The following is a 21468-nucleotide window of genomic DNA, read 5'->3' as shown; positions in this document are numbered from 1 at the left end:
CGCGACACTACCGCGCCAAATGCTATGTGGAAAAAGCGACCTTATGGCCAGCTGGCGAAGTGTGCTGAGGCTCAGGCTCTGCGTAAGGCATGGCCTGAAATTGGCCAGCAGCCCACTGCCGAAGAGATGGAAGGTAAAACGCTGGAAGTGGATGCGCGTGACGTAACGCCGCGAACCACGACAGAGGCGCTCCCCCTGGTGGCCAGTGAGGAAACGCTGCAGGCAATTACCGACCTCCTGACGTCCCTGAATAAGGACTGGGAGCAGGACTTCCTGCCTCTGTGCAGCAACATCTTCAAGCGTGACATTTTCCAGGCATCACAGCTCACCGAAGAAGAAGCGCAGAAAGGCTTTAGCTTCCTCCAGAAAAAAGCGCAGGTGGCAGCATGACACCAGAAATTATCCTTGCACGCACTGGCATTGACGTTACCGGCGTTGAACAGGGTGATGAATCCTGGCACCGCTTACGCCTGGGCGTGATCACCGCCTCGGAAGTCCATAACGTCATTTCGAAGCCGAGATCAGGCACCAAGTGGACTGACATGAAAATGTCTTATTTCCACACGCTGCTCGCAGAGGTATGCACCGGCGCGGCGCCGGAAGTTAACGCCAAGGCGCTGGCATGGGGAAAACAGTACGAGGCAGACGCTCGCACCTTGTTTGAGTTCACCACCGACGTGCAGGTAACCGAGTCGCCAATCCTCTTTCGTGACGAAGGCATGCGCACCGCCTGCTCACCTGATGGCCTGTGCAGTGATGGCCGCGGCCTTGAGCTGAAGTGTCCTTTCACCTCTCGCGACTTCATGAAATTCCGGCTTGGCGGCTTCGAGGCTATCAAATCCGCCTACATGGCCCAGGTGCAATTCAGCATGTGGGTAACCGGGAAGGATGCCTGGTATTTCGCAAATTATGACCCTCGCATGAAGCGAGAAGGCATTCACCACGTGGTTGTTGAGCGCGACGACAAATACATGTCCGACTTCAACGAAATGGTGCCGGAGTTCATCAGCAAGATGGATGAATCGCTGTCGGAGATCGGTTTCACCTTCGGGGAGCAGTGGAAATGAAACATTACCGCGACGCCATAACCGTAGGGAAAGTGAAGTGCATGTACTCCGTCCTTCATCGTGGCTGGCTAATGCCATCTGGTGAAGTGGTAAGAAACCCGTTAAAGGCTCAGCGGCTGGCTGAAGAGCTGGACACGAAAAGAGGTGCGCAATGAACCGCTACTCACTTATCTATGCTGACCCGGCCTGGTCTTACGGGAACACGATCAGCAACGGCGCCGCCGTCGATCACTACCCCACCATGAGCTTGCTCGATATGAAGCGGCTCCCGGTATGGGAGCTCGCCGCGGATAACGCTGTGCTGGCGATGTGGTACACCGGCACCCACAACCAGGAGGCGATCGAGCTGGCCGAGGCCTGGGGCTTTACGGTGCGCACAATGAAGGGTTTCACCTGGGTGAAGTTCAACCAGCTGGCCGAGCTGCGCATTACCAAGGCTCTGGCAGAGGGAGAGGTTGCAGACTTTTACGACTTCCTCGACCTGCTGAATGCCGAGACGCGCATGAACGGTGGCAACCATACCCGCGCCAATACCGAAGACGTGCTGATCGCCACCCGCGGCGCCGGTCTGGAACGCAAGCACGCCGGCATTAAGCAGGTGGTCTACAGCCCACTCGGCGCGCACAGCGAGAAACCGTGGGAAGTTCGCCACCGTCTGGAGCTGCTCTACGGCGACGTGCCTCGGATTGAGCTTTTCAGCCGCAGCGGTGCGCCAGGCTGGAGCCACTGGGGCAACCAGTGCACCACCGCTTCCGTTGAGCTGATCCCCGGATGCGCCATCGACGTTGTTAAGACGGAGGCAGCATGAGCGCGGCAGCTTACTACAACGAGATTGACCCATTCGCGGCGCAGTGGCTGCGTAACCTCATAGCCGCCGGGCATATCGCCCCGGGCGAAGTTGACGAACGGAGTATTGAAGATGTCACACCTGACGACCTCAGAGGATTTACCCAGTGCCACTTTTTCGCCGGGATTGGTGGATGGTCATATGCTCTGCGTCTGGCCGGATGGCCGGATAACAGACCGATTTGGACAGGAAGTTGCCCATGCCAGCCTTTCTCCTCGACTGGCAAAGGCGCTGGGTTTGGTGACGACAGACATTTGTGGCCAGCCTTTGGCTGGCTTATCAAGCAGTGCCGACCTCAGCGCATCGCTGGCGAGCAAGTTGCAGGTGGTCGTGCGGATCCATGGTTCGACCTTGTACAAAATGACGTGGAAAGAATGGGCTACGCCTTCGGGCTTACGCCGTTCCCGGCTGCGGGTGTCGGGGCGCCGAACGAGCGAGAGCGGGCCTACTGGGTGGCCGACGCCAACCTGCAATACGAATCCACAGCCAGAAACGAAGCGCGGACTGCAGAACCTGTCCGGAGCGGTGAAATTATCTGGCTGGCAAACTCCGCTCGCGAACGACGCGACGGGGTCGACCCATTGCTACAGCGGAAAGAACCCGGACGGTACTCCCAAAGTCTGCCTGAAATTACCGGGAACCGTTCTACTGACGGGTTGGGTAACTCCAACGTCACGCGACTGGAAGGACTCAGCGGGAATGACGGCGCAGCGGGACGGGAAGGAACGACTGGACCAGCTGCCGCGCCAGGCGTTCACCTGCGGGCCCTTGAGGTTAACGGTTTTTGGCGAGATGCGGACTGGCTCTTTTGTCGAGATGGCAAATGGCGTCCAGTTGAACCCGGCACATTCCCGCTGGTTGATGAGGCTGCCGCACGCCTGGGACGAGTCGAGCCCGGGGTGGCAAGAGTGGCAAGCAGCAACCGCGTCGGCCGCCTGAAGGGTTACGGCAACGCCATAAACGCACAGGCAGCTGCGGCTTTCATTCGAGCTTATATGGGGGTCGCATGACGCCAGAAGAAAAAGAAAACGCTCTCCGCGCCCAGGCTCGTCGCTGCGCAGAAGAGATAACCAAAGCGATGAGCGTAAAGCCTAAACCGAAGTGGAACGCTGTATGCCCCCCCATCCTTCGCAAGCACTACGAGAAGGTAAAGCCGATGGGTGTCAGCCTGGTGAAATTTGTCAGTGTTATTGGGCGGCTGAGCGGCCGCTACGGAGTGGAATCATGAAGCTGAAAATGTATACCCCATCCGGGTCTGTAATCGTCGAAACCAACGACGTAGCCCAGTTTTACCCGGACGCTGAAAGCGGCGGAGAGCTGACCACAATCGAACTGGTTTCGCCAACCGGCGGCCATGGGAAGGTGGCAGTAAAACATAGCTTCCACCAGGTGGCTGGCGCTCTCGCCACGGCCTGGAAAATGGATGAAGACAAGGCAGGTGCAGCATGAGCAAATACCCAAGAGTCGGCAGTGTTGCCGCCAAAAGCAAAAATACCTCTGCCAAATGCAAGTGCGGTGCAGTTGCGAAGTTTAAAACCACGGTGGAAGTAAATGTTTTCCGTGGTGACGACGAAGTGATCTGGTCTTGTAACGAGCATAAAAAAGACTGTTCATTTTTGGTCGACTGGCAAGGCGGTGCAGCATGAGCAAATACGTAAATCTTGATATCGCGATAATGAGCAAGCTTAGCGAGACACCCTCTCCATTCAGCCGCCTGTTCTCTGGTGACGTAGGGGCTGAGTGCGTCGATATAGCGAGGGATGAAGGGGATAAAAAAGAGCCGTTCCGCATCCTCGACCGCCGATTACAGGCCTTGCGTAAATTGGGGGTGATTGCCCATGTGAAAGGTAAAGGATGGGTGAAGTTATGAGCTCAGAAATCATCGATCAGGCCAACGAGCTGGCAGAGCGCCGGCTGGAAATGACCATCCAGAACATGCGCATCAACCATGCGACGGTGTCGGCTACTCACTGCCGCGACTGCGGGGAAGAGATACCCGAGCGGCGCCGGGAACTGGTGGCGGGCTGTCAGCGCTGCGCTGACTGTCAGGAAGAAGAGGAATTACGCGGTAAGCATCGGAGGTGATATGGCATCTGACAAACCGATAACAGCACAGCAGGCCGCCGATTTGCTCATCGTGTCTGCGCGGGTGATCTACCGCCTGATTGAGTCTGGGGAGCTCGCCGGCCGCAAGGTCGGCAACAAGTACAGAACTACTGAGGCGGCGTGTATTGCATATTTGAAAACCCCGCGCGATCCTGTCATCGCGAACGCGGGTGAACATAAAGGAGAAGTTTTATGTCAATCACCCTCAGGGGCGGCGTGTGGCACTGTCATTTCTTTACGCCGTCAGGAAAAAGAGTTAGGCGATCTCTTGGCACGGGGGACAAAAAGCAGGCTCAGGAGCTCCACGACAAGCTGAAGGCGGAAGCGTGGCGGGTTGACCAGATCGGCGACCTGCCCGTCAGAACCTTCGAAGAGTGCTGCATCCGGTGGCTGCGGGAAAAGGACCATAAGCGATCGCTGGATGATGACAAAACCAAAATTGAGTTTTGGCTGCAGCATTTTTCCGGCCGTGATGTCTCGAAGATAACGGCGGAGGAAGTTCACGAAGCCGTTAACGGGATGATCAACCGTAAGCACCTGCAGGTGTGGGAGAGTAAACGTGATGCCGCGGTGAGGAAGGATAAGCCTGTTCCGGAATACAAACCACGGCAGGTTTCGCAGGCTACGAAGGCGCAACACCTTTCCTTCATTCGTTCCCTTCTCAGGGCCGCGGCGAATGACTGGGGCTGGATAAAAACAGCTCCTGTTATCAAAACCCGCAAGCCGATCAGTAAGCGGATACGGTGGCTGACCAGAGAAGAAGCTGAGCGGTTGATCGAGTGCATGCCGGAGAGCATTAAGCCAGTGGTGATATTTGCACTGGCAACCGGCCTGCGCCGCTCAAACATCATCGGGCTTGAGTGGCAGCAGGTCGATATGCAGAGAAAGGTTGCATGGGTAAATCCGGAGAACGCAAAAGCGGGCAAGGCGATTGGCGTAGCTCTGAATGATACCGCATGCAGGGTATTAAGGGATCAGATAGGGAAGCATTCCCGATGGGTGTTTGTTCACACGACGGCAAAGCATCGCCCTGATGGAACACTGACGCCCGCGGTTAGAAAAATGCGGGTGGATGACAATAACGCCTGGCGCGCCGGGTTGAAAAAAGCGGGGATCGAGGATTTCCGTTTTCACGACCTCCGGCACACCTGGGCGAGCTGGCTAATTCAGTCCGGAGTCCCGCTTTCTGTACTGCAGGAAATGGGAGGATGGGAGAGCATCGAGATGGTGCGTCGTTATGCTCACCTGGCGCCGAACCACCTGACCGAACACGCACGGAAAATTGACGCCATTTTTGGCGCTAGCGACACAAATACGACACAAGGAGGAAATCAGGCTGGCTTAAAACTGGCGTAAGTTATTGTTTCTTAATGGCACGCCCTACAGGATTCGAACCTGTGACCTACGGCTTAGAAGGCCGTTGCTCTATCCAGCTGAGCTAAGGGCGCCCTGAGAAGCGAGTGCTTCGCGGAGTGAAACGCCTGGAATTATACGGTCCACGTCCGTTGAGTCAATCCATTTTGCCAGGAAACTGCGGGGCTTATACGATGCTGGCGAAATATCCCTCAGCAACTGTACAAGAAGCATACCACCGGAGCTCATGCGCGCGAAAATTCACTTAGTGGCCAGGCGCAACACACCAATGACCCTGGACTTAACAGGGTCAAAACAGGCTAAATTCACCGCAGACAGGATAAAACAGCAAACGAGGACTGACAGCGAGGCCCGCTTCTGACAAAATATCCTCATCCCCCTTTCGTAAAGATACAGATGGAATCCTCTCTCTGATGGCAGCAAAAATTATTGACGGTAAAACGATTGCGCAGCAGGTACGCTCTGAGGTTGCGGAAAAAGTGAAGGCTCGCGTTGCGGCCGGAAAACGCGCCCCTGGGCTGGCCGTCGTGCTGGTCGGTAGCAACCCGGCCTCGCAGATTTATGTCGGCAGCAAGCGCAAAGCATGTGAAGAAGTGGGCTTCGTCTCCCGCTCTTACGATCTCCCGGAAACCACCAGCGAAGCCGAGCTGCTGGAGCTTATCGACACCCTGAATGCCGATAAGACCATCGACGGTATTCTGGTTCAGCTGCCCCTCCCCGCAGGGATCGACAACGTCAAAGTACTCGAGCGCATCGCGCCGGATAAAGACGTCGACGGCTTCCATCCCTACAACGTTGGCCGCCTGTGCCAGCGGGCGCCGCGCCTGCGTCCGTGCACTCCGCGCGGTATCGTGACCTTGCTGGAACGCTACAATATCGACACCTACGGCCTCAATGCGGTGGTCATTGGCGCGTCCAATATCGTCGGTCGCCCGATGAGCATGGAGCTGCTGCTGGCCGGCTGCACCACCACCGTGACCCACCGCTTTACCAAAAACCTGCGCCATCACGTCGAAAACGCCGACCTGCTGATCGTTGCAGTAGGTAAACCGGGCTTTATTCCTGGCGAGTGGATTAAAGAAGGGGCGATTGTGGTCGATGTCGGCATTAACCGTCTGGAAAGCGGCAAAGTGGTCGGCGACGTGGTGTATGAAGACGCCGCCGAACGCGCATCCTACATCACCCCGGTTCCCGGCGGCGTTGGCCCGATGACCGTCGCCACCCTGATTCAGAACACGCTGCAGGCGTGCGAAGAGTATCACGACGTTGAGGAGGCCTGAGATGGCGACATTTTCCTTAGGTAAACACCCGCACGTTGAGCTGTGCGATCTGCTGAAGCTGGAAGGCTGGAGCGAAAGCGGCGCCCAGGCGAAAATCGCTATCGCTGACGGGCTGGTGAAAGTTGACGGCGCGGTGGAAACCCGCAAACGCTGCAAAATCGTCGCCGGTCAGACGGTGAGCTTTGAAGGCCAGAGCGTCACCGTCACGGCCTGACAGCGAAAAGAAAAACGCCCGCTTTTGCGGGCGTTTTTTTATGGCTTACTTCCGGCGCCAGGTGGTGCCCTGCGGGCCATCTTCCAGCACAATGCCCATCTCGTTGAGACGGTCACGCGCCGCATCCGCCGCCGCCCAGTCTTTCGCTTTACGCGCGTCCAGACGCTGCTGGATGAGCGATTCGATCTCCGCCACTTCCGCGTCGTCAACCTGCGCGCCGCTCTGCAGGAACGCCTCCGGCTCCTGCTCCAGCAGACCCAGCACCGAGGCAAGCTTACGCAGGTGGGCCGCCATGGCGTTCGCCGCGGCCGCGTCCTCGGTTTTCAGACGGTTCACTTCACGCGCCATATCGAACAGCACCGAGTAGGCTTCCGGGGTGTTGAAGTCGTCGTCCATCGCCTCGATAAAGCGTGCTTCGAAGGCTTCGCCACCCGCCGCGTCGACGGATTTGTCCGTCCCGCGCAGCGCGGTGTACAGACGCTCCAGCGCCGAACGCGCCTGCTTGAGGTTCTCTTCGCTGTAGTTCAGCTGGCTGCGATAGTGGCCGGACATCAGGAAGTAGCGAATCGTCTCCGCATCGTAATACTTCAGCACGTCGCGGACGGTAAAGAAGTTACCCAGCGATTTCGACATCTTCTCGCGGTCAACCATCACCATGCCGGAGTGCATCCAGTAGTTAACGTACTCGCCGTCATGGGCGCAGGTGGACTGGGCGATTTCGTTTTCATGATGCGGGAACATCAGATCCGAACCACCGCCGTGAATATCGAAGTGGTTGCCGAGCTGCTTGCAGTTCATCGCCGAGCACTCGATATGCCAGCCCGGACGACCCGCGCCCCACGGCGACGGCCAGCTTGGCTCGCCCTCTTTCGACATCTTCCACAGGACAAAGTCCATCGGATTCCGCTTGACATCAACCACGTCGACGCGCGCCCCCGCCTGCAGCTGATCGAGATCCTGACGCGACAGCAGACCGTAGTTCGGGTCCGTCGGCACGTCAAACATCACGTCGCCGTTATCTGCCACGTAAGCATGGCCCTTAGCGATCAGCTGCTCGGTGATCTCAATGATCTCCGCGATATGGTGCGTTGCGCGCGGTTCGCTGTCGGGACGCAGAATATTCAGCGCGTCAAAATCTTTGTGCATTTCGGCAATCATGCGATCGACCAGCGCGACAAAGCTTTCGCCGTTTTCATTAGCGCGCTTAATGATTTTGTCGTCGATATCGGTGATATTGCGCACGTACTTTAGCTTATAGCCAAGAAAACGCAGATAGCGCGCCACGACGTCAAAGGAGACGAAGGTACGGCCATGGCCGATATGACAGAGATCGTAAACGGTAATACCACACACGTACATGCCGACTTCCCCGGCATGGATAGGTTTAAATTCCTCTTTCTGGCGCGTCAGTGTATTAAAAATTTTTAACATCGAAGATTCCGTGTAGACGTGTGTGGGTAATGAAGTCTCTATAATACCCATAATTCAGACCGGACGCAGCACACATTGCAAGGTGCATCGACCCCCGCGGTTATGCTATAACACCCCCCTATATCTCACCCGACATCGGGTGCTGGCACCACACTCATCGGAACAGGATGCAAAAATGGTTACTTTCCACACCAATCATGGCGATATCGTAATCAAAACGTTTGACGACAAAGCGCCGGAAACAGTTAAAAACTTCCTGGACTACTGCCGCGAAGGTTTCTACGACAACACCATTTTCCACCGTGTTATCAACGGCTTTATGATTCAGGGCGGCGGTTTCGAACCGGGCATGAAACAAAAAGAGACCAAATCTCCGATTCAGAACGAAGCGAACAACGGCCTGAAAAACACCCGTGGTACGCTGGCAATGGCCCGTACTCAGGCGCCGCACTCCGCCACCGCCCAGTTCTTCATCAACGTGGCCGATAACGACTTCCTGAACTTCTCTGGCGAAAGCCTGCAGGGTTGGGGCTACTGCGTTTTCGCCGAAGTGGTTGAAGGCATGGACGTGGTAGACAAAATCAAAGCGGTTGCCACCGGCCGCAGCGGCATGCACCAGGATGTGCCGAAAGATGATGTGATCATCAAAAGCGTCACCGTCAGCGAGTAATTCGTGGCGACACTTTTTATTGCAGATTTGCACCTGCAAACAGAAGAACCGGCGATCACCGCCGGTTTTCTGCGTTTTTTACAGGGCGAAGCCCGCCAGGCGGACGCTCTGTATATCCTTGGCGATCTGTTTGAGGCGTGGATCGGCGATGACGATCCGAACCCGTTGCATCAGCAAATTGCTACGGCAATCAAAGCCGTCGTCGACGCCGGCGTGCCCTGCTACTTCATCCACGGCAACCGCGATTTTCTCGTCGGCCAGCGCTTTGCCCGCCAGAGCGGGATGCTCCTGCTCGCCGAAGAAGAGCGACTGGACCTCTATGGCCGTGAAGTGTTGATTATGCATGGCGACACGCTGTGCACCGATGACCCAGGCTATCTGGCGTTTCGCGCCAAAGTCCACACCCCGTGGATCCAGCGTCTGTTCCTGGCCCTGCCGCTGTTTATCCGCCGCCGCATCGCCGCCCGCATGCGCGCCGACAGCAAAGCCGCCAACAGCAGTAAATCAATGGACATTATGGATGTGAATCCACAGGCGGTAGTTGACGTCATGGAAAGACATCATGTGCAGTGGCTGATCCACGGCCATACCCATCGCCCGGCGGTCCATGAACTGCAGGCCAACGGCCAACCCGCATGGCGCGTGGTACTTGGCGCCTGGCACAGCGAAGGTTCGATGGTCAAGGTGACGCCGGACGACGTCGAACTGATCCACTTTCCGTTCTAGTTCCTGCGCGAGCACAATTCCGAAACCGTCTTTTGCCCGGGTAAAGGTGCGCGCTTCACCGCGTCCTGCATGCTAGTCTCCCACGACATCACTCTCAAGGAACGAGCATGAACAGAAAAAAGTGGAGTCAGCCGCTGATGTGGGGAACGATCATCGCGATCCTCAATCCGTTAGGGGTAAGTTATATCGCCTTAATCGGCGTCGCTATCGGCAACACGCTGACGTTTGTCTGGTGTGCAATGCTGGCGTGGGCCATCTATTTCTATGCCATTTATTTGCTCTGTACTCGCCCCCACGATAGCCGGCTGGTACAAATCTATTTACTGGTGATGGGCACCCTGATGCTCCCATGGGGGGTAGTGCTGCTCATCACCTGCATCATGAATGAGATAAAGGCCAATAAGCCGCGATCGACGTCATCACTGAACGAGACAAAAGACGGCTAACCATGCGCACGCAACCGTTTTCCTTGCTGGCAGTTCATGCTATTCTCTGTGGCCTCTAAAGCAGTGTGAAACACACCCACAGGAGTTTTAAGACGCATGTCTTCCCGCAATAATTCGGCGCGTATCGCCATCGTGATGGGGTCCAAAAGCGACTGGGCTACCATGCAATTTACCGCAGAAATCCTTGATGCCCTGAACGTTCCGTACCATGTCGAAGTGGTCTCCGCCCACCGTACGCCTGATAAGCTGTTCAGCTTTGCTGAAAGCGCCGAGAGCCACGGTTATCAGGTGATTATTGCAGGGGCAGGCGGCGCGGCGCATCTGCCGGGCATGATTGCGGCGAAAACCCTGGTGCCGGTGCTCGGCGTACCGGTTCAGAGCGCGGCCTTAAGCGGTGTCGACAGCCTCTACTCCATTGTGCAAATGCCGCGCGGCATTCCGGTCGGTACGCTGGCTATCGGCAAAGCTGGCGCAGCGAATGCTGGCCTGCTCGCCGCGCAGATCCTTGCCCAGCATGATGCCGAACTGCACCAGCGCCTGAGCGCCTGGCGTCAGGCACAAACCGATGAAGTGCTGGATAACCCGGATCCGCGGGGTGCGGCATGAAACAGGTATGCGTGCTCGGTAACGGTCAGTTAGGCCGCATGCTGCGCCAGGCCGGTGAGCCGCTGGGCATCGCCGTCTGGCCGGTCGGCCTGGAAGCCGACCCGGAAGCGGTGCCGTTCCAGCAGAGCGTCATCACGGCAGAAATTGAACGCTGGCCGGAAACCGCCCTCACCCGCGAGCTGGCCCGCCATCCGGCGTTCGTCAACCGCGATGTCTTCCCGATTATCGCCGACCGCCTGACGCAAAAGCAGCTGTTCGACAAGCTTGGCCTGGCCACTGCCCCGTGGCAGCTGCTGGCGGATAAAAGCGAATGGCCGGCGGTGTTTGCCCGCCTTGGCGAGCTGGCGATCGTTAAGCGTCGCGTCGGCGGCTACGACGGCCGCGGCCAGTGGCGCCTGCGCGCTGACGAAACCGCGCAACTCCCGGAGGATAACTACGGCGAGTGCATCGTCGAGCAGGGGATTAACTTCTCCGGCGAAGTGTCGCTGGTGGGCGCCCGCGCCCATGACGGTAGCACCGTCTTCTACCCGCTGACCCGCAACCTGCATCAGGACGGTATTCTGCGCGCCAGCGTGGCCTTCCCGCAGGCCAATGCCCGCCAGCAGGAACAAGCGGAAAGCATGCTGACGGCGATCATGAACGAGCTGAACTACGTCGGCGTGATGGCGATGGAGTGCTTCGTCACCGCCGAGGGGCTGCTGATCAACGAGCTGGCGCCGCGCGTGCACAACAGTGGCCACTGGACGCAAAATGGCGCCTCCATCAGCCAGTTTGAACTGCATCTGCGAGCGATTACCGACCTGCCGCTGCCGCCGCCGGTGGTCAACAGCCCGTCGGTGATGATCAACCTGATCGGCACCGATCTCAACTACGACTGGCTGAAGCTGCCGCTGGTGCACCTGCACTGGTACGATAAAGAGGTGCGTCCGGGTCGTAAAGTCGGCCACCTGAACCTCACCGACAGCGATACCGATCGCCTGAGCGCGACGCTGGAAGCGATCAAGCCGCTGCTGCCGCCGGAGTACACCAGCGGCCTGTTCTGGGCGCAATCGCAGCTCAGCTAGGCCCTGCGTGCCGGGGATTTGATCTATCCCCTTCCCCGGCACACCTTGAGGCGCGTACAATCCCCCCCTTGCTGTAAAGCCCATTTCTGTTTTGACTTCAGAGGATACCCCATGACCAATGGGACGGATTATCGCGCCATTCTCGCCAGCGATACGCCACTGATTGACGTACGCGCCCCGGTGGAGTTTAGCCAAAGCGCGATGCCGGCGGCGATCAACCTGCCGCTGATGAATGATGAAGAACGCGCCGCGGTCGGCACCTGCTACAAGCGTCAGGGGCCAGAGGCGGCGCTGGCGCTCGGCCATAAGCTGGTTGATGGCGACCTGCGCGCCAGCCGGATCCAGGCGTGGCTGGAAGCGTGCGCCCGTTACCCGCACGGTTACCTGTGCTGCGCCCGCGGCGGCCAGCGATCGCATATCGTCCAGCAGTGGCTGAAAGACGCTGGCGTGGAGTACCCCCTGATCGTCGGCGGCTATAAAGCGCTACGCCAGGCGGCGATCCAGGCCACCGACGAACTGGTACAGCGCCCGATTGTGCTGATTGGCGGCTGCACCGGCAATGGCAAAACTCAGCTGGTCTGCTCGCGACCGGACGGTATCGATCTGGAAGGGCTTGCCCATCACCGCGGTTCTTCATTCGGTCGAACCCTGCAGGATCAGCACCCGCAGGCCACCTTTGAAAACCACCTGGCGGTCAGCCTGCTTAAAAAAGCCGAACAGCAGACCCGCTGGGTGCTGGAAGATGAAGGCCATATGATCGGTGCCAACCATCTGCCGGAGTGCCTGCGCCTCCGCATGGCGCAATCGCCGCTGGCGGTGGTGGAAGATCCATTTGACGTTCGCCTCGAACGGCTGCGCGAAGAGTATTTCGATCGCATGTATCGCGACTTTATCGCCGCGTATGGCGAAGAGAAAGGCTGGCAGGCATACGGCGAGTACCTCCATCACGGTCTGTTTGCCATCCGCCGTCGCCTGGGGCTGCAGCGTTTTGCTCAGTTGACTGAACGGCTCGATGAGGCGCTGGCGCAGCAGCAGCGCACCGCCAGCACCGAGGCGCACTTCGCCTGGCTGGTGCCGCTGCTGGAAGAATACTACGACCCGATGTATCGCTATCAGTTGGGGAAAAAAGCCGGGAAGATTATTTTTCGTGGCAACTGGCAGGAGGTCGCCGCCTGGCTGGCGAAGTAATCGCATGCGCTATTGTCCCGGCTTGCGGCGTAAACGCCTTAGCCGGGCTACTGGTCGGCGCGATTTATAGCCCCGGTAGCGCAGCGCGACCGGGGAGTTGTGACCGCTTAGAAGTCGTAACGCAGACGCACCAGGTTCATATCCCCCAGGTTGTCGGTGCTGGAGGTAAACACGTGTTCGTAGTCAACGCGGAAACCGTAATCCAGCTGGAAGCTGATCCCCAGACCGTTATCGATACGCTGGTAGTTGCGGCCATTCACGTACTGCAGGCGGTCGCCCATAAAGTACGGCTGAATAGATTTAACAGCGTATTGATTGATCGGGAATTTATAGCCCGCAAAATATTCAATCCCCCAGGCGTCGCCGGCGAAGTAGTTATGCACATCGGTTTTTTTGGTGGTGAGGAAGTTCTGATACCAGCCGCCGCCGAAGGAGAAGGTCCAGTTATCCGGGGTCCAGCTCAGCGCGGTACCGACGATGTTCTGGTCATAGGTTTTGTTGTCGGCGCTTGACGGGTCGCGCATTTCGGCGCGAGTGTAGTTCCACGCAGTACCCCAGGTCAGGTCCTTCATGATGTGGTAGTCCGCACCAATAGAACCGCCGCCTTTACGCTTGTAGCGCAGGCCGTTGCCCGGCAGATACTCACTATCTTCGAACAGATAAGAGCCGTATAGATCGACATCACCCACGGTTTTCTTATATTTCAGCATATTACGTGAACGATAGGAGCCATCGTAATCGCCGTTAATACCGTTTCCCGGGGCCTGGCCGATCATGTCGTAGTCCCAGATATCGGTTTTCACCCCCACCACATCATAGTAAATGCTGTTCTGCTGCCCGTAGGTTAACGTGCCCCAGGTATCGCTTTTCAGGCCGGTATACAGCATGCGGCGGGTGGTATTGTTTGCGCCTTCCGCGTAGTGGTTATCCCAGTCAAACAGTGCCGGAATGTTCACCCCCAGTTCGTAGTAGCTAATCCAGCTAATATCATCGAACAGGTAGTAATCCGCCGCGAAGCGGAAACGGGTGCCACCGTCGAAACCGTTACGCTTATAGGATCCTTTATCACCATCACCGCTCATCATGTTGAACTGCGGACGAATACTCCCGCCGACGGTAAAGTTAAGCCGGCTTAACGGATCGCCCGCCTGCGGATCTTGTTTCAGCAGCGTGATCTCCGCGTGGGAAGCAAATGAAGCGAACACCAGTGTTGCGCCGATCGAGACCGCCAGCGCTTTTATTTTATGTGCCATAGTTTTTCCTTGATTAATAAGCAACCTTATATTTACCAGCTGAATATTAACCGCGAATCAATACAGCGTGTTGTCGGTTTTTTAATGTTTTGTGCGCTTAAAAATCAACGAGTTATCAATTTGTGCGCTTAAAATAAAAGCGCCGCCAAAAACGGCGGCGCATCATCAAAATGCAATAATCTTACTGGCTAAACTGACGGAACAACGCTTTCCCCTTTAACAAACGCAGCCCCAGCCCGCCGCCGCACAGAGATAACAACACCGCTCCCGTCAGCGGCAGCATCACCCACAAGCGCCAGTCCGGCGTCCAGGGGAAATCAAATACTTTCGTCTGCAGCATCGCCAGCGCCACTTCCGCGCCTATCGCCGCCACCAGTCCGGAAACCAGCCCCAGCAGGGCAAACTCCGCCCACAGCGTGGCGCGCAGCAGTGATTTACCAGCCCCCAGCGTGCGCCAGACCACCAGCTCCTGATGCCGCTGGCGCATACCGACCTGGACCTGCGCCAGCAATAGCAGCACACCGCAGGCCGTGACCAGGCCCACCATCACCTCCAGCGCCCGGCTGACCTGGGAGAGCACCTGGCCGACCTGACGCAGGATGGCGCCGATATCCAACAGGCTAACGGTGGGAAACTCGCGGTTCAACTGGGTCAACATCGCGGGACCGTTATCCCAGCGGAAGCTGGTGAGCCAGCTCTGCGGCTGCCCGTCCAGCGCCCCGGAGGGGAAAATAAAGAAGAAGTTGGGCCGCAGGCTCTCCCAGTCAACTTTGCGCACGCTGCTGACCTTCGCGCTGAAGTCCTGAGTATCGCCGGTAAAGGTCACCGTATCGCCGATCTTCACCCCCAGCCGCTGCGCCAGTCCCTCTTCAATCGATACCTCGCCCGGCTTCGGCGGCCAGCTACCGGCCACCAGCGGATTATGATCCGGACGCTGTTCGCTCCAGGTGAGATTAAGCTCGCGATTCAGCGCTTCGTCTTTGTTCCCGTCCGTGGAGTGACCGTTGATCTGCGTCAGACGAGCCCGGACGATCGGATAAAATTCCGCCGCCCGGGTCTGGTGTTCGGCGAGGAAAGTCTTCACCGGCATTATCTGCTCAGGGGCAATATTGATCAGAAAGTAGTTCGGGCTCTGCGGGGGCAACTGCTGCTGCCAGCGGTCAAGCAGATCGCCGCGCAGCACCAGCAGCAACGCCAACAGCATAAACGACAGGGAAAACGCCGCCAGCTGGCTGAGGGTCGACCACGGCTGGCGCAGCAGGCGGTTCACCGCCAGACGCAGCGGCAAGGCTTTGAGCGTCAGGCGTTTGAGCAGCCACAGCAATCCCCAGCCCACCAGGCCGCACAGCAGCGCCAGCACCACCGCCCCGGCCAGCACCGACCACAGCAGCGGGCTGCCGCCCATCAGCCAGGCCAGCCCGCCGACCACCACCGCGCAGACCACAGGAATATAGTGTTTCAGCGGCCAGACGTTAGCCACCACATCCTGACGCAGCACTCGCAGCGGCAGGGTCGCCAGCAGCAGTCGATACGGCCGCAGGCCCACCAGCAGGGAAATGACGCCTGTCGCCCCGATAGCCCACAGCCACGGCCAACCGCTGGCAGCGGGTAGTGCGGCGGGCAGCACCGGTTTGAGCATCAACAACAGCAGGCGCTCCAGCGCCAGGCCCACAACCCCGCCGCTTATCACCGACAGCGTCAGCAGCAGCAGCCACTGGCCGACGATGAGCTTGCGCAGCTGCGCCCGCCCGGCGCCCAGCGTCTTCAAAATTGCGACCAGATCGTAGCGACTGCGGCAGTAGTGGCTCATCGCCACGGCGATCGCGGCAACGGCCAGCAGCAGCGTCAACAGCGCGGATAACAGCAGGAATTGCTGCGAGCGCTCAAGGGATTTGCCCAGCGCGCTGTCGTCCTGTTCAAGGCCAGTCCAGCGATGTTCCGCGCCGAGCTTCGGCAGCAGCCATTGTTCATAATCCGCCAGCTGTTGCGCGTTACCGGCGAACTTATAGCGCCATGCGACGCGACTGCCGGGCTGCACGGCCCCGGTTTTTGCCACGTCAGCCATATTCATCATCAGTCGCGGCGCCATCTGGAAGGGGTTAAACCCTGCATCCGGCTCCTGAATCACTTCCCCGGCAATGCGCAGCGTGGCATCGCCAACGTCAATCGTATCGCCGGTTTTCAGGTTCAGGAGCGCCATCAGCCTTGGCGCCAGCAGCACGCTCCCCGCCTGCGGCTTCAGCCCCGGCGGCTGCGTCTCGAGGGTGCCATACAGCGGATAGCAGTCATCCACCGCCTTAACGTCCGCCAGCTGCGGCGTATCACCGGCGAACGTCATGGTGGCGAAGCTCAGCTGCTCGCCGACGGTCAGCCCTGACTTCCGCGCTTGCGCGATCCACTCGGCGGGTACCTCGCGCGAACTGCGCAGCGTACGGTCGCCGGCCATAAACTCACGGCTTTGCTGGCTAAGGCCTTTCTCCATCCGATCGCTTATCGACCCCAGGGCCAGCACGCAGGCCACGGCGAGGCTTAACGCCAGCCAAACGATCAGCAGCGACGGCGAGCGCCATTCGCGCCAGAACCAGCGGGCGATCATGCTTCCTCCCGCAGTTGGCCATCCACCAGGCGCAGACGGCGGTCGCAGCGCGCCGCCAGCAGCGGATCGTGAGTGACGAGGATCAGGGTGGTGCCGTGTTCGCGATTAAGCGAGAACAGCAGATCGGCAATTTTGTCCCCGGTCTGGCGATCGAGGTTGCCGGTGGGCTCATCGGCGAACAGGAGGGCCGGGCGCCCGTTGAAGGCCCGGGCCAGCGCCACCCGCTGCTGTTCGCCGCCGGAGAGCTGCGCCGGCAGGTGGTGCAGGCGTTTGCCAAGCCCCAACTGCTCAAGCAGCGCGCGGGCATCGCCCTGGCTCTCACTGTCGCTGGCGCCGCGCAGCAGCGCCGGCAGCTCGACGTTCTCCAGGGCGTTGAGCGTCGGGATGAGCATAAACGACTGAAAAACAAAGCCAACGTGCTGCGCCCGCAGCGCCGCCCGCGCCTCCTCATCCATCCGATGCAGCGGTTTGCCCAGCATCGAGACTTCCCCGCTGCTGCCATCGTCCAGGCCAGCGAGGATCGCCAGCAGGGTCGATTTACCGGAACCTGACTCGCCGATCAGGGCGATGGTCTGCCGCGGTTTGACAACCAGCTCAACTCCGGTAAGGATGGAGAGCTGATGCTCTCCCTGACCGACGGACTTCTTAAGATGATGAACTTCAAGTATGTTTTCCGCTGGCATGTGCCTTTCCTGTTTTTGTTCCTGTTTACCTGCCGCGCAATGGCGGCGGACACGCTGCTGATCCTCGGCGACAGCCTGAGCGCTGGCTATCGAATGGCGGCCAACGCCGCCTGGCCTGCGCTGCTCAATGAGAAGTGGCAGGCGAAAACACCGGTGGTGAACGCCAGCATCAGCGGCGATACCTCGCAGCAGGGGCTGGCCCGCCTGCCAGCGCTGCTTAAGCAGCATCAGCCGCGCTGGGTGCTGGTTGAGCTCGGCGGCAATGACGGGCTGCGCGGTTTTCCGCCACAGCAGACCGAGCAAACACTGCGCACCATTATTAAAGATATCAAAGCGGCCAACGCCGAGCCGCTGCTGATGCAAATTCACCTGCCGGCGAACTATGGCCGCCGCTATAATGAAGCCTTCGGCGCGATTTACCCGGCCCTGGCCAAAGAGTTCGATATTCCTCTCCTGCCTTTTTTTATGGAGGAGGTCTATCTCAAACCGCAATGGATGCAGGACGACGGCATTCACCCAAATCGCGACGCGCAGCCGTTTATCGCCGACTGGATGGCGAACCGGCTGGCTCCCTTAGTTAATCATGACTCCTGAACGCCAGGGGTCGCTGACAGGTAAAGTTATGCAAAAAACGGTTTTAGTGACAGGCTGTTCCAGCGGAATTGGTCTGGAAAGCGCGCTGGATTTAACCCGCCAGGGCTTTCGCGTGCTGGCGGCCTGCCGCAAAGCGGAGGACGTCGCGCGGATGCAGGAGCTGGGGCTAACCGGTATTTTGCTCGATCTGGATGACCCACAGAGCGTGGAGCGCGCGGCGGCGGAGGTGATTGCGCTGACCGATAATCGTCTCTATGGCCTGTTCAATAACGCCGGTTATGGCGTCTATGGCCCGCTGAACACCATCAGCCGCCAGCAGATGGAACAGCAGTTTTCCGCCAACTTTTTCGGCGCGCATCAGCTGACCATGCTGCTGCTGCCGGCGATGACGCCGCACGGCGAAGGGCGCATCGTGATGACCTCCTCGGTGATGGGGCTCATCGCCAGTCCCGGTCGCGGGGCCTATGCCGCCAGTAAATACGCCCTCGAGGCGTGGTCCGATGCGCTACGCATGGAATTGCGCCACAGTGGTATTCAGGTCAGCCTGATTGAACCGGGCCCGATCCGCACCCGCTTTACCGATAACGTCAACCAGACGCAAAGCGATAAACCCGTAGAAAATCCGGGCATCGCCGCTCGCTTTACCCTCGGGCCGGAGGCGGTGGTGGAAAAAGTGCGCCACGCTTTTACCAGCGATAAGCCAAAGCTGCGCTACCCGGTCACTCTGGTGACTCACGCGGTGGCGCTGCTCAAACGCCTGCTGCCTGCCCGCGCGATGGACAAAATTATCCACGGCTGAGTTGAAGCGCGGCATGCCGCCCCCATGTAAAACAGAAATCGACTAACGAGAAATGCCCATGTCCGAACAGAATATTGTCAATATTAGCGAAGCGAACCTGCAGCAGACGCTACAGCAGTCCATGAACGTCCCGGTGCTGTTTTATTTCTGGTCTGCCCGCAGCCAGCACTGCGAACAACTGACCCCAGTCCTCGAGCGCCTGGCCGCCCAGTATAACGGCCAGTTCACGCTGGCGAAGGTTGATTGCGACGCCGAGCAAATGCTCGCTTCACAGTTTGGTCTGCGCGCCATCCCTACAGTTTATCTGTTCCAGAACGGCCAGCCGGTGGACGGTTTTGAAGGCCCGCAGCCGGAGGAAGCGATTCGCGCCCTGCTGGATAAAGTCCTGCCGCGTGAAGAGGAGCTGAAAGCCCAGCAGGCGCTGGCCCTGATGCAGGAAGAAAAATACGCCGAGGCATTACCGCTGCTGAAGGAAGCCTGGCAGCTGTCGAATCAGGACAGCCAGATTGGTCTGCTGCTAGCGGAAACGCTGATTGCCCTGCACCGTTCCGATGAAGCGGAAAGCGTGCTGAAAACCATCCCGCTGCAGGATCAGGACACCCACTATCAGGGTCTGGTGGCGCAGATTGAGCTGCTCAAACAGGCCGCCGACACCCCGGAAATCCAGCAACTGCAGCAGCAGGTGGAACAGAATCCGGACGATGCGCAGCTGGCCTCCCAGCTGGCGCTGCAGCTGCATCAGGTCGGGCGTAATGAAGAAGCGCTGGCGCTGCTGTTCAGCCATCTGCAGAAGGATTTAGGCGCCGGCGATGGCCAGGCGCGCAAGATGCTGCAGGAGATCCTCGCCGCCCTCGGTACCGGCGATGCGCTGGCCGCCAAATACCGCCGCCAGCTGTATTCGCTGCTGTACTAATCAGAGGCGCTGACCCGGATAGCGCTACGCTTATCCGGGCTACAGATTACGCCGTGGTAGCCCGGGTAAGGCGTGAACGCCGCAACCCGGGATCGTTCATGGGTGCTTTTTCAGCTGCGTTACCACCAGCTGATGACGGGCATTGAAGAACTTCCGGTAGGTCAGATAGCCGGCGATAATCGTCGACAGGCTGGCGGTCGACAGCAGCATAAAGGTCACCATGATCTGGTACTTAATCGCCTTCACCGGGTCAATACCGGCAAAAATTAGCCCCGACATCATCCCAGGCAAGCTCACCAGCCCGACCGTTTTCGCTGAATCGACGGTGGGAATCAATGACGCGCGAATGCTCTCGCGAATCAGCCGCGCCGCAGCCATCTTCGGCGTCGCGCCGAGGCTCAGCTTCTCCTGAATCTGCTGCTGCTCGCTGCTGAAGCGCTGGCCCATATTGTTGTAGCACAGCCCCACCGCCACCATGGCGTTCCCGGCCACCATCCCGGCAATCGGGATCACCTGCATCGGCACGAAGGCGATCGACCCCGAAAAGACCAGTACCGCCAACGTTAGTCCGGCGCCGGTGGTGATGGCGATAAACGACGAGACAAAAGCTTTATCGATATATTTACTGCGCTTCTTCGCATTCCACGCCGCGTTAAAGCAGATAAACAGCACCATCAACAGCGTCAGAACCGCATGATTGACGTTAAAGATATATTTCAGCACATAGCCGACGATAATCAGCTGCACGATCGCCCGGCAAATACTCCAGATAATATCTTTTTCCAGTGCCAGTTTTTCCCGATAGCTGACCAGAATAGCGATCAGCACCAGCACCATCGACAGCGCCAGCGATTCGTTCGTAATGTTATGCCCGTTCATGCTGTACCTCCTGCATGTTTCCGCCGGCAGGTTGCAGCGTAATCACTTCATCGGCATGCGAAATTTCGTTGCGATCGTGGGTGACCCACAGAACAGCGACCTGTTTTTCCGTCGCGTAGCCATGAATAATGTCATTCACATTCTGTTTATTACTTTCATCCAGCGCGCTGGTAATTTCGTCCAGCAGCAGCACGCGCGGTAGAAATTGTAAATTGCGGATCAGCGATACGCGCTGCTTTTCCCCGCCGGACAGTTCGTTAATAGACTTTTCCAGCATATTTTCGCCAAGGCCAAAGCGCTGCAGGTCAGCCACCAGCGCCTGCGGATCGGGTTGTTTGTTGCGGATCTGCCACGGAAAAATCAGGTTATCGTAGACTGAATCACCGAACAGCGCCGGCGTCTGCGCGCAGTAAGACACCTGCTGACGATAGGTTTCCGGCGACAGCGTCGCGATATCCACATCGTCAAAAAACAGGCGTCCGGAGGTTGGGCTGAGCAGCGAGGCGATAATCTTCAGCAAGGTGCTTTTCCCGCAGCCGGAAGGCCCGGTAATCAGCTTAAATTCTCCGGGTCTGAGCTGAAGAGTGATATTGTGTAAAATAACTGCGTCGTCGGTCTTAAACCCCACACCCTCGAGACGCAAAAGCGCGTTATTTTCCTTCATGAGTCTTCCTGATTATTTTCTGAAACACCGCTAGTTTACCCCACTTTCCTTTCTCCAGGATGAGGAGA

The 21468-nt window shown here is 58.3% G+C and carries 30 protein-coding genes and 1 tRNA gene; 24 read left to right on the top strand and 7 right to left on the bottom strand.

Annotated features, from left to right (window positions below; all coding sequences use genetic code 11):
- From CW267_RS05155 to CW267_RS31210, 12 genes are all read left to right on the top strand, one after another.
- Window positions 1–390, top strand: a 390-nt coding sequence (locus tag CW267_RS05155; protein WP_206054879.1) for a recombinase RecT, incomplete at its 5' end; no start/stop codon positions are given.
- Window positions 387–1067, top strand: coding sequence for a lambda exonuclease family protein (locus CW267_RS05150; protein WP_100781108.1), 681 nt, complete (start codon window positions 387–389; stop codon window positions 1065–1067). The genes CW267_RS05155 and CW267_RS05150, both read left to right, overlap by 4 nt.
- A complete protein-coding gene (locus tag CW267_RS05145) occupies window positions 1064–1222 on the top strand; it encodes a DUF1317 family protein (RefSeq protein WP_023283323.1) in 159 nt (52 codons plus the stop codon). The genes CW267_RS05150 and CW267_RS05145 overlap by 4 nt, the downstream gene beginning before the upstream one ends.
- Complete coding sequence (locus tag CW267_RS05140) at window positions 1219–1875, top strand: MT-A70 family methyltransferase (RefSeq protein WP_100781109.1); 657 nt, start codon at window positions 1219–1221, stop codon at window positions 1873–1875. The genes CW267_RS05145 and CW267_RS05140 overlap by 4 nt, the downstream gene beginning before the upstream one ends.
- Window positions 1872–2924 (top strand): DNA cytosine methyltransferase, encoded by a 1053-nt coding sequence (locus CW267_RS05135; RefSeq protein ID WP_100781110.1) that lies wholly within the window; start codon window positions 1872–1874, stop codon window positions 2922–2924. Before CW267_RS05140 ends, CW267_RS05135 begins: the two co-directional genes overlap by 4 nt.
- Window positions 2921–3142 carry a hypothetical protein gene (locus tag CW267_RS05130; protein ID WP_023283320.1) on the top strand — a complete coding sequence of 74 codons (222 nt, stop codon included), beginning with the start codon at window positions 2921–2923 and terminating at the stop codon, window positions 3140–3142. Before CW267_RS05135 ends, CW267_RS05130 begins: the two co-directional genes overlap by 4 nt.
- Complete coding sequence (locus CW267_RS05125; protein ID WP_023283319.1) at window positions 3139–3363, top strand: hypothetical protein; 225 nt, start codon at window positions 3139–3141, stop codon at window positions 3361–3363. Before CW267_RS05130 ends, CW267_RS05125 begins: the two co-directional genes overlap by 4 nt.
- Window positions 3360–3560, top strand: a complete 201-nt coding sequence (locus CW267_RS05120) for a hypothetical protein (RefSeq protein WP_046659701.1) — start codon at window positions 3360–3362, stop codon at window positions 3558–3560. Before CW267_RS05125 ends, CW267_RS05120 begins: the two co-directional genes overlap by 4 nt.
- A complete protein-coding gene (locus CW267_RS05115) occupies window positions 3557–3784 on the top strand; it encodes a hypothetical protein (RefSeq protein ID WP_048333099.1) in 228 nt (75 codons plus the stop codon). The genes CW267_RS05120 and CW267_RS05115 overlap by 4 nt, the downstream gene beginning before the upstream one ends.
- A complete protein-coding gene (locus CW267_RS05110; protein ID WP_100781111.1) occupies window positions 3781–3999 on the top strand; it encodes a TraR/DksA family transcriptional regulator in 219 nt (72 codons plus the stop codon). The genes CW267_RS05115 and CW267_RS05110 overlap by 4 nt, the downstream gene beginning before the upstream one ends.
- Window position 4000: 1 nt before the next feature.
- Window positions 4001–4336: a helix-turn-helix domain-containing protein gene (locus CW267_RS05105; RefSeq protein ID WP_004151317.1), complete on the top strand. Its 336-nt coding sequence runs from the start codon at window positions 4001–4003 to the stop codon at window positions 4334–4336.
- Window positions 4219–5376 (top strand): tyrosine-type recombinase/integrase, encoded by a 1158-nt coding sequence (locus CW267_RS31210; protein WP_227521828.1) that lies wholly within the window; start codon window positions 4219–4221, stop codon window positions 5374–5376. The genes CW267_RS05105 and CW267_RS31210 overlap by 118 nt, the downstream gene beginning before the upstream one ends.
- 15 nt (window positions 5377–5391) lie before the next feature.
- On the opposite strand, the gene CW267_RS05095 is transcribed toward CW267_RS31210, so the two are convergent.
- A tRNA-Arg gene (locus tag CW267_RS05095) sits at window positions 5392–5468 on the bottom strand.
- 339 nt (window positions 5469–5807) lie between these two features.
- Here CW267_RS05095 and folD point away from each other — a divergent pair.
- A complete protein-coding gene (gene folD / locus CW267_RS05085) occupies window positions 5808–6674 on the top strand; it encodes a bifunctional methylenetetrahydrofolate dehydrogenase/methenyltetrahydrofolate cyclohydrolase FolD (RefSeq protein WP_004143017.1) in 867 nt (288 codons plus the stop codon).
- A 1-nt stretch (window position 6675) separates the two neighbouring features.
- Window positions 6676–6888 carry a ribosome-associated protein YbcJ gene (ybcJ, locus tag CW267_RS05080; RefSeq protein ID WP_004143016.1) on the top strand — a complete coding sequence of 71 codons (213 nt, stop codon included), beginning with the start codon at window positions 6676–6678 and terminating at the stop codon, window positions 6886–6888.
- Window positions 6889–6933: 45 nt separating this feature from the next.
- Here ybcJ and cysS read toward each other — a convergent pair whose 3' ends face one another.
- Complete coding sequence (cysS, locus tag CW267_RS05075; RefSeq protein WP_023297148.1) at window positions 6934–8319, bottom strand: cysteine--tRNA ligase; 1386 nt, start codon at window positions 8317–8319, stop codon at window positions 6934–6936.
- A gap of 175 nt (window positions 8320–8494) precedes the next feature.
- Here cysS and ppiB point away from each other — a divergent pair, with 175 nt between their 5' ends.
- From ppiB to mnmH, 6 genes are all read left to right on the top strand, one after another.
- A complete protein-coding gene (ppiB, locus tag CW267_RS05070) occupies window positions 8495–8989 on the top strand; it encodes a peptidylprolyl isomerase B (RefSeq protein WP_008805471.1) in 495 nt (164 codons plus the stop codon).
- 3 nt (window positions 8990–8992) lie between these two features.
- A complete protein-coding gene (lpxH, locus tag CW267_RS05065) occupies window positions 8993–9715 on the top strand; it encodes a UDP-2,3-diacylglucosamine diphosphatase (RefSeq protein WP_043875725.1) in 723 nt (240 codons plus the stop codon).
- A gap of 107 nt (window positions 9716–9822) precedes the next feature.
- Complete coding sequence (locus CW267_RS05060) at window positions 9823–10161, top strand: hypothetical protein (protein ID WP_023297147.1); 339 nt, start codon at window positions 9823–9825, stop codon at window positions 10159–10161.
- A gap of 96 nt (window positions 10162–10257) precedes the next feature.
- Window positions 10258–10767: a 5-(carboxyamino)imidazole ribonucleotide mutase gene (purE, locus tag CW267_RS05050; protein ID WP_004151322.1), complete on the top strand. Its 510-nt coding sequence runs from the start codon at window positions 10258–10260 to the stop codon at window positions 10765–10767.
- The gene (gene purK, locus CW267_RS05045; RefSeq protein ID WP_008805468.1) at window positions 10764–11831 is read left to right on the top strand and encodes a 5-(carboxyamino)imidazole ribonucleotide synthase; all 1068 of its coding nucleotides are present in this window, start codon (window positions 10764–10766) and stop codon (window positions 11829–11831) included. Before purE ends, purK begins: the two co-directional genes overlap by 4 nt.
- Before the next feature lie 111 nt (window positions 11832–11942).
- Window positions 11943–13019: a tRNA 2-selenouridine(34) synthase MnmH gene (mnmH, locus tag CW267_RS05040; RefSeq protein ID WP_032732629.1), complete on the top strand. Its 1077-nt coding sequence runs from the start codon at window positions 11943–11945 to the stop codon at window positions 13017–13019.
- Between the two features lie 107 nt (window positions 13020–13126).
- Here mnmH and CW267_RS05035 read toward each other — a convergent pair whose 3' ends face one another.
- Window positions 13127–14272 (bottom strand): porin, encoded by a 1146-nt coding sequence (locus CW267_RS05035; RefSeq protein WP_008805466.1) that lies wholly within the window; start codon window positions 14270–14272, stop codon window positions 13127–13129.
- A 91-nt stretch (window positions 14273–14363) separates the two neighbouring features.
- Between CW267_RS05035 and CW267_RS30340 the strand changes: the two genes are divergently transcribed.
- Window positions 14364–14492, top strand: coding sequence for a hypothetical protein (locus tag CW267_RS30340; RefSeq protein WP_046620513.1), 129 nt, complete (start codon window positions 14364–14366; stop codon window positions 14490–14492).
- Here the strand turns inward: CW267_RS30340 and ybbP are convergent.
- Window positions 14454–16868, bottom strand: a complete 2415-nt coding sequence (ybbP, locus tag CW267_RS05030; RefSeq protein ID WP_100781113.1) for a putative ABC transporter permease subunit YbbP — start codon at window positions 16866–16868, stop codon at window positions 14454–14456. The genes CW267_RS30340 and ybbP overlap by 39 nt on opposite strands.
- Entirely contained in the window at window positions 16865–17551 is a 687-nt protein-coding gene (ybbA, locus tag CW267_RS05025; RefSeq protein ID WP_008805463.1) for a putative ABC transporter ATP-binding protein YbbA, read from the bottom strand. Before ybbA ends, ybbP begins: the two co-directional genes overlap by 4 nt.
- Between ybbA and tesA the strand changes: the two genes are divergently transcribed.
- The 3 genes from tesA to CW267_RS05010 are packed head-to-tail and all read left to right on the top strand — an operon-like array spanning window position 17522 to window position 19857.
- A complete protein-coding gene (gene tesA / locus CW267_RS05020) occupies window positions 17522–18145 on the top strand; it encodes a multifunctional acyl-CoA thioesterase I/protease I/lysophospholipase L1 (protein ID WP_012542655.1) in 624 nt (207 codons plus the stop codon). The two genes, ybbA and tesA, sit on opposite strands and share 30 nt — an antisense overlap.
- Window positions 18135–18944 carry an SDR family oxidoreductase gene (locus CW267_RS05015; protein ID WP_009484702.1) on the top strand — a complete coding sequence of 270 codons (810 nt, stop codon included), beginning with the start codon at window positions 18135–18137 and terminating at the stop codon, window positions 18942–18944. The genes tesA and CW267_RS05015 overlap by 11 nt, the downstream gene beginning before the upstream one ends.
- Before the next feature lie 58 nt (window positions 18945–19002).
- Complete coding sequence (locus CW267_RS05010; protein WP_008805461.1) at window positions 19003–19857, top strand: co-chaperone YbbN; 855 nt, start codon at window positions 19003–19005, stop codon at window positions 19855–19857.
- Between the two features lie 96 nt (window positions 19858–19953).
- Here CW267_RS05010 and fetB read toward each other — a convergent pair whose 3' ends face one another.
- Complete coding sequence (gene fetB / locus CW267_RS05005) at window positions 19954–20736, bottom strand: iron efflux ABC transporter permease subunit FetB (protein ID WP_008805460.1); 783 nt, start codon at window positions 20734–20736, stop codon at window positions 19954–19956.
- Window positions 20723–21400, bottom strand: coding sequence for an iron efflux ABC transporter ATP-binding subunit FetA (gene fetA, locus CW267_RS05000; protein ID WP_023322156.1), 678 nt, complete (start codon window positions 21398–21400; stop codon window positions 20723–20725). The genes fetB and fetA overlap by 14 nt, the downstream gene beginning before the upstream one ends.
- Between the last annotated feature and the right edge of the window lie 68 nt (window positions 21401–21468).

It is taken from the genome of Klebsiella sp. X1-16S-Nf21 (assembly GCF_002837615.1).
In the GTDB taxonomy this organism is placed as follows: Bacteria; Pseudomonadota; Gammaproteobacteria; order Enterobacterales; family Enterobacteriaceae; genus Klebsiella; species Klebsiella variicola.
Note: the sequence above shows the minus strand (reverse complement) of the source record. Positions and strands in the feature narration are given on the sequence as shown.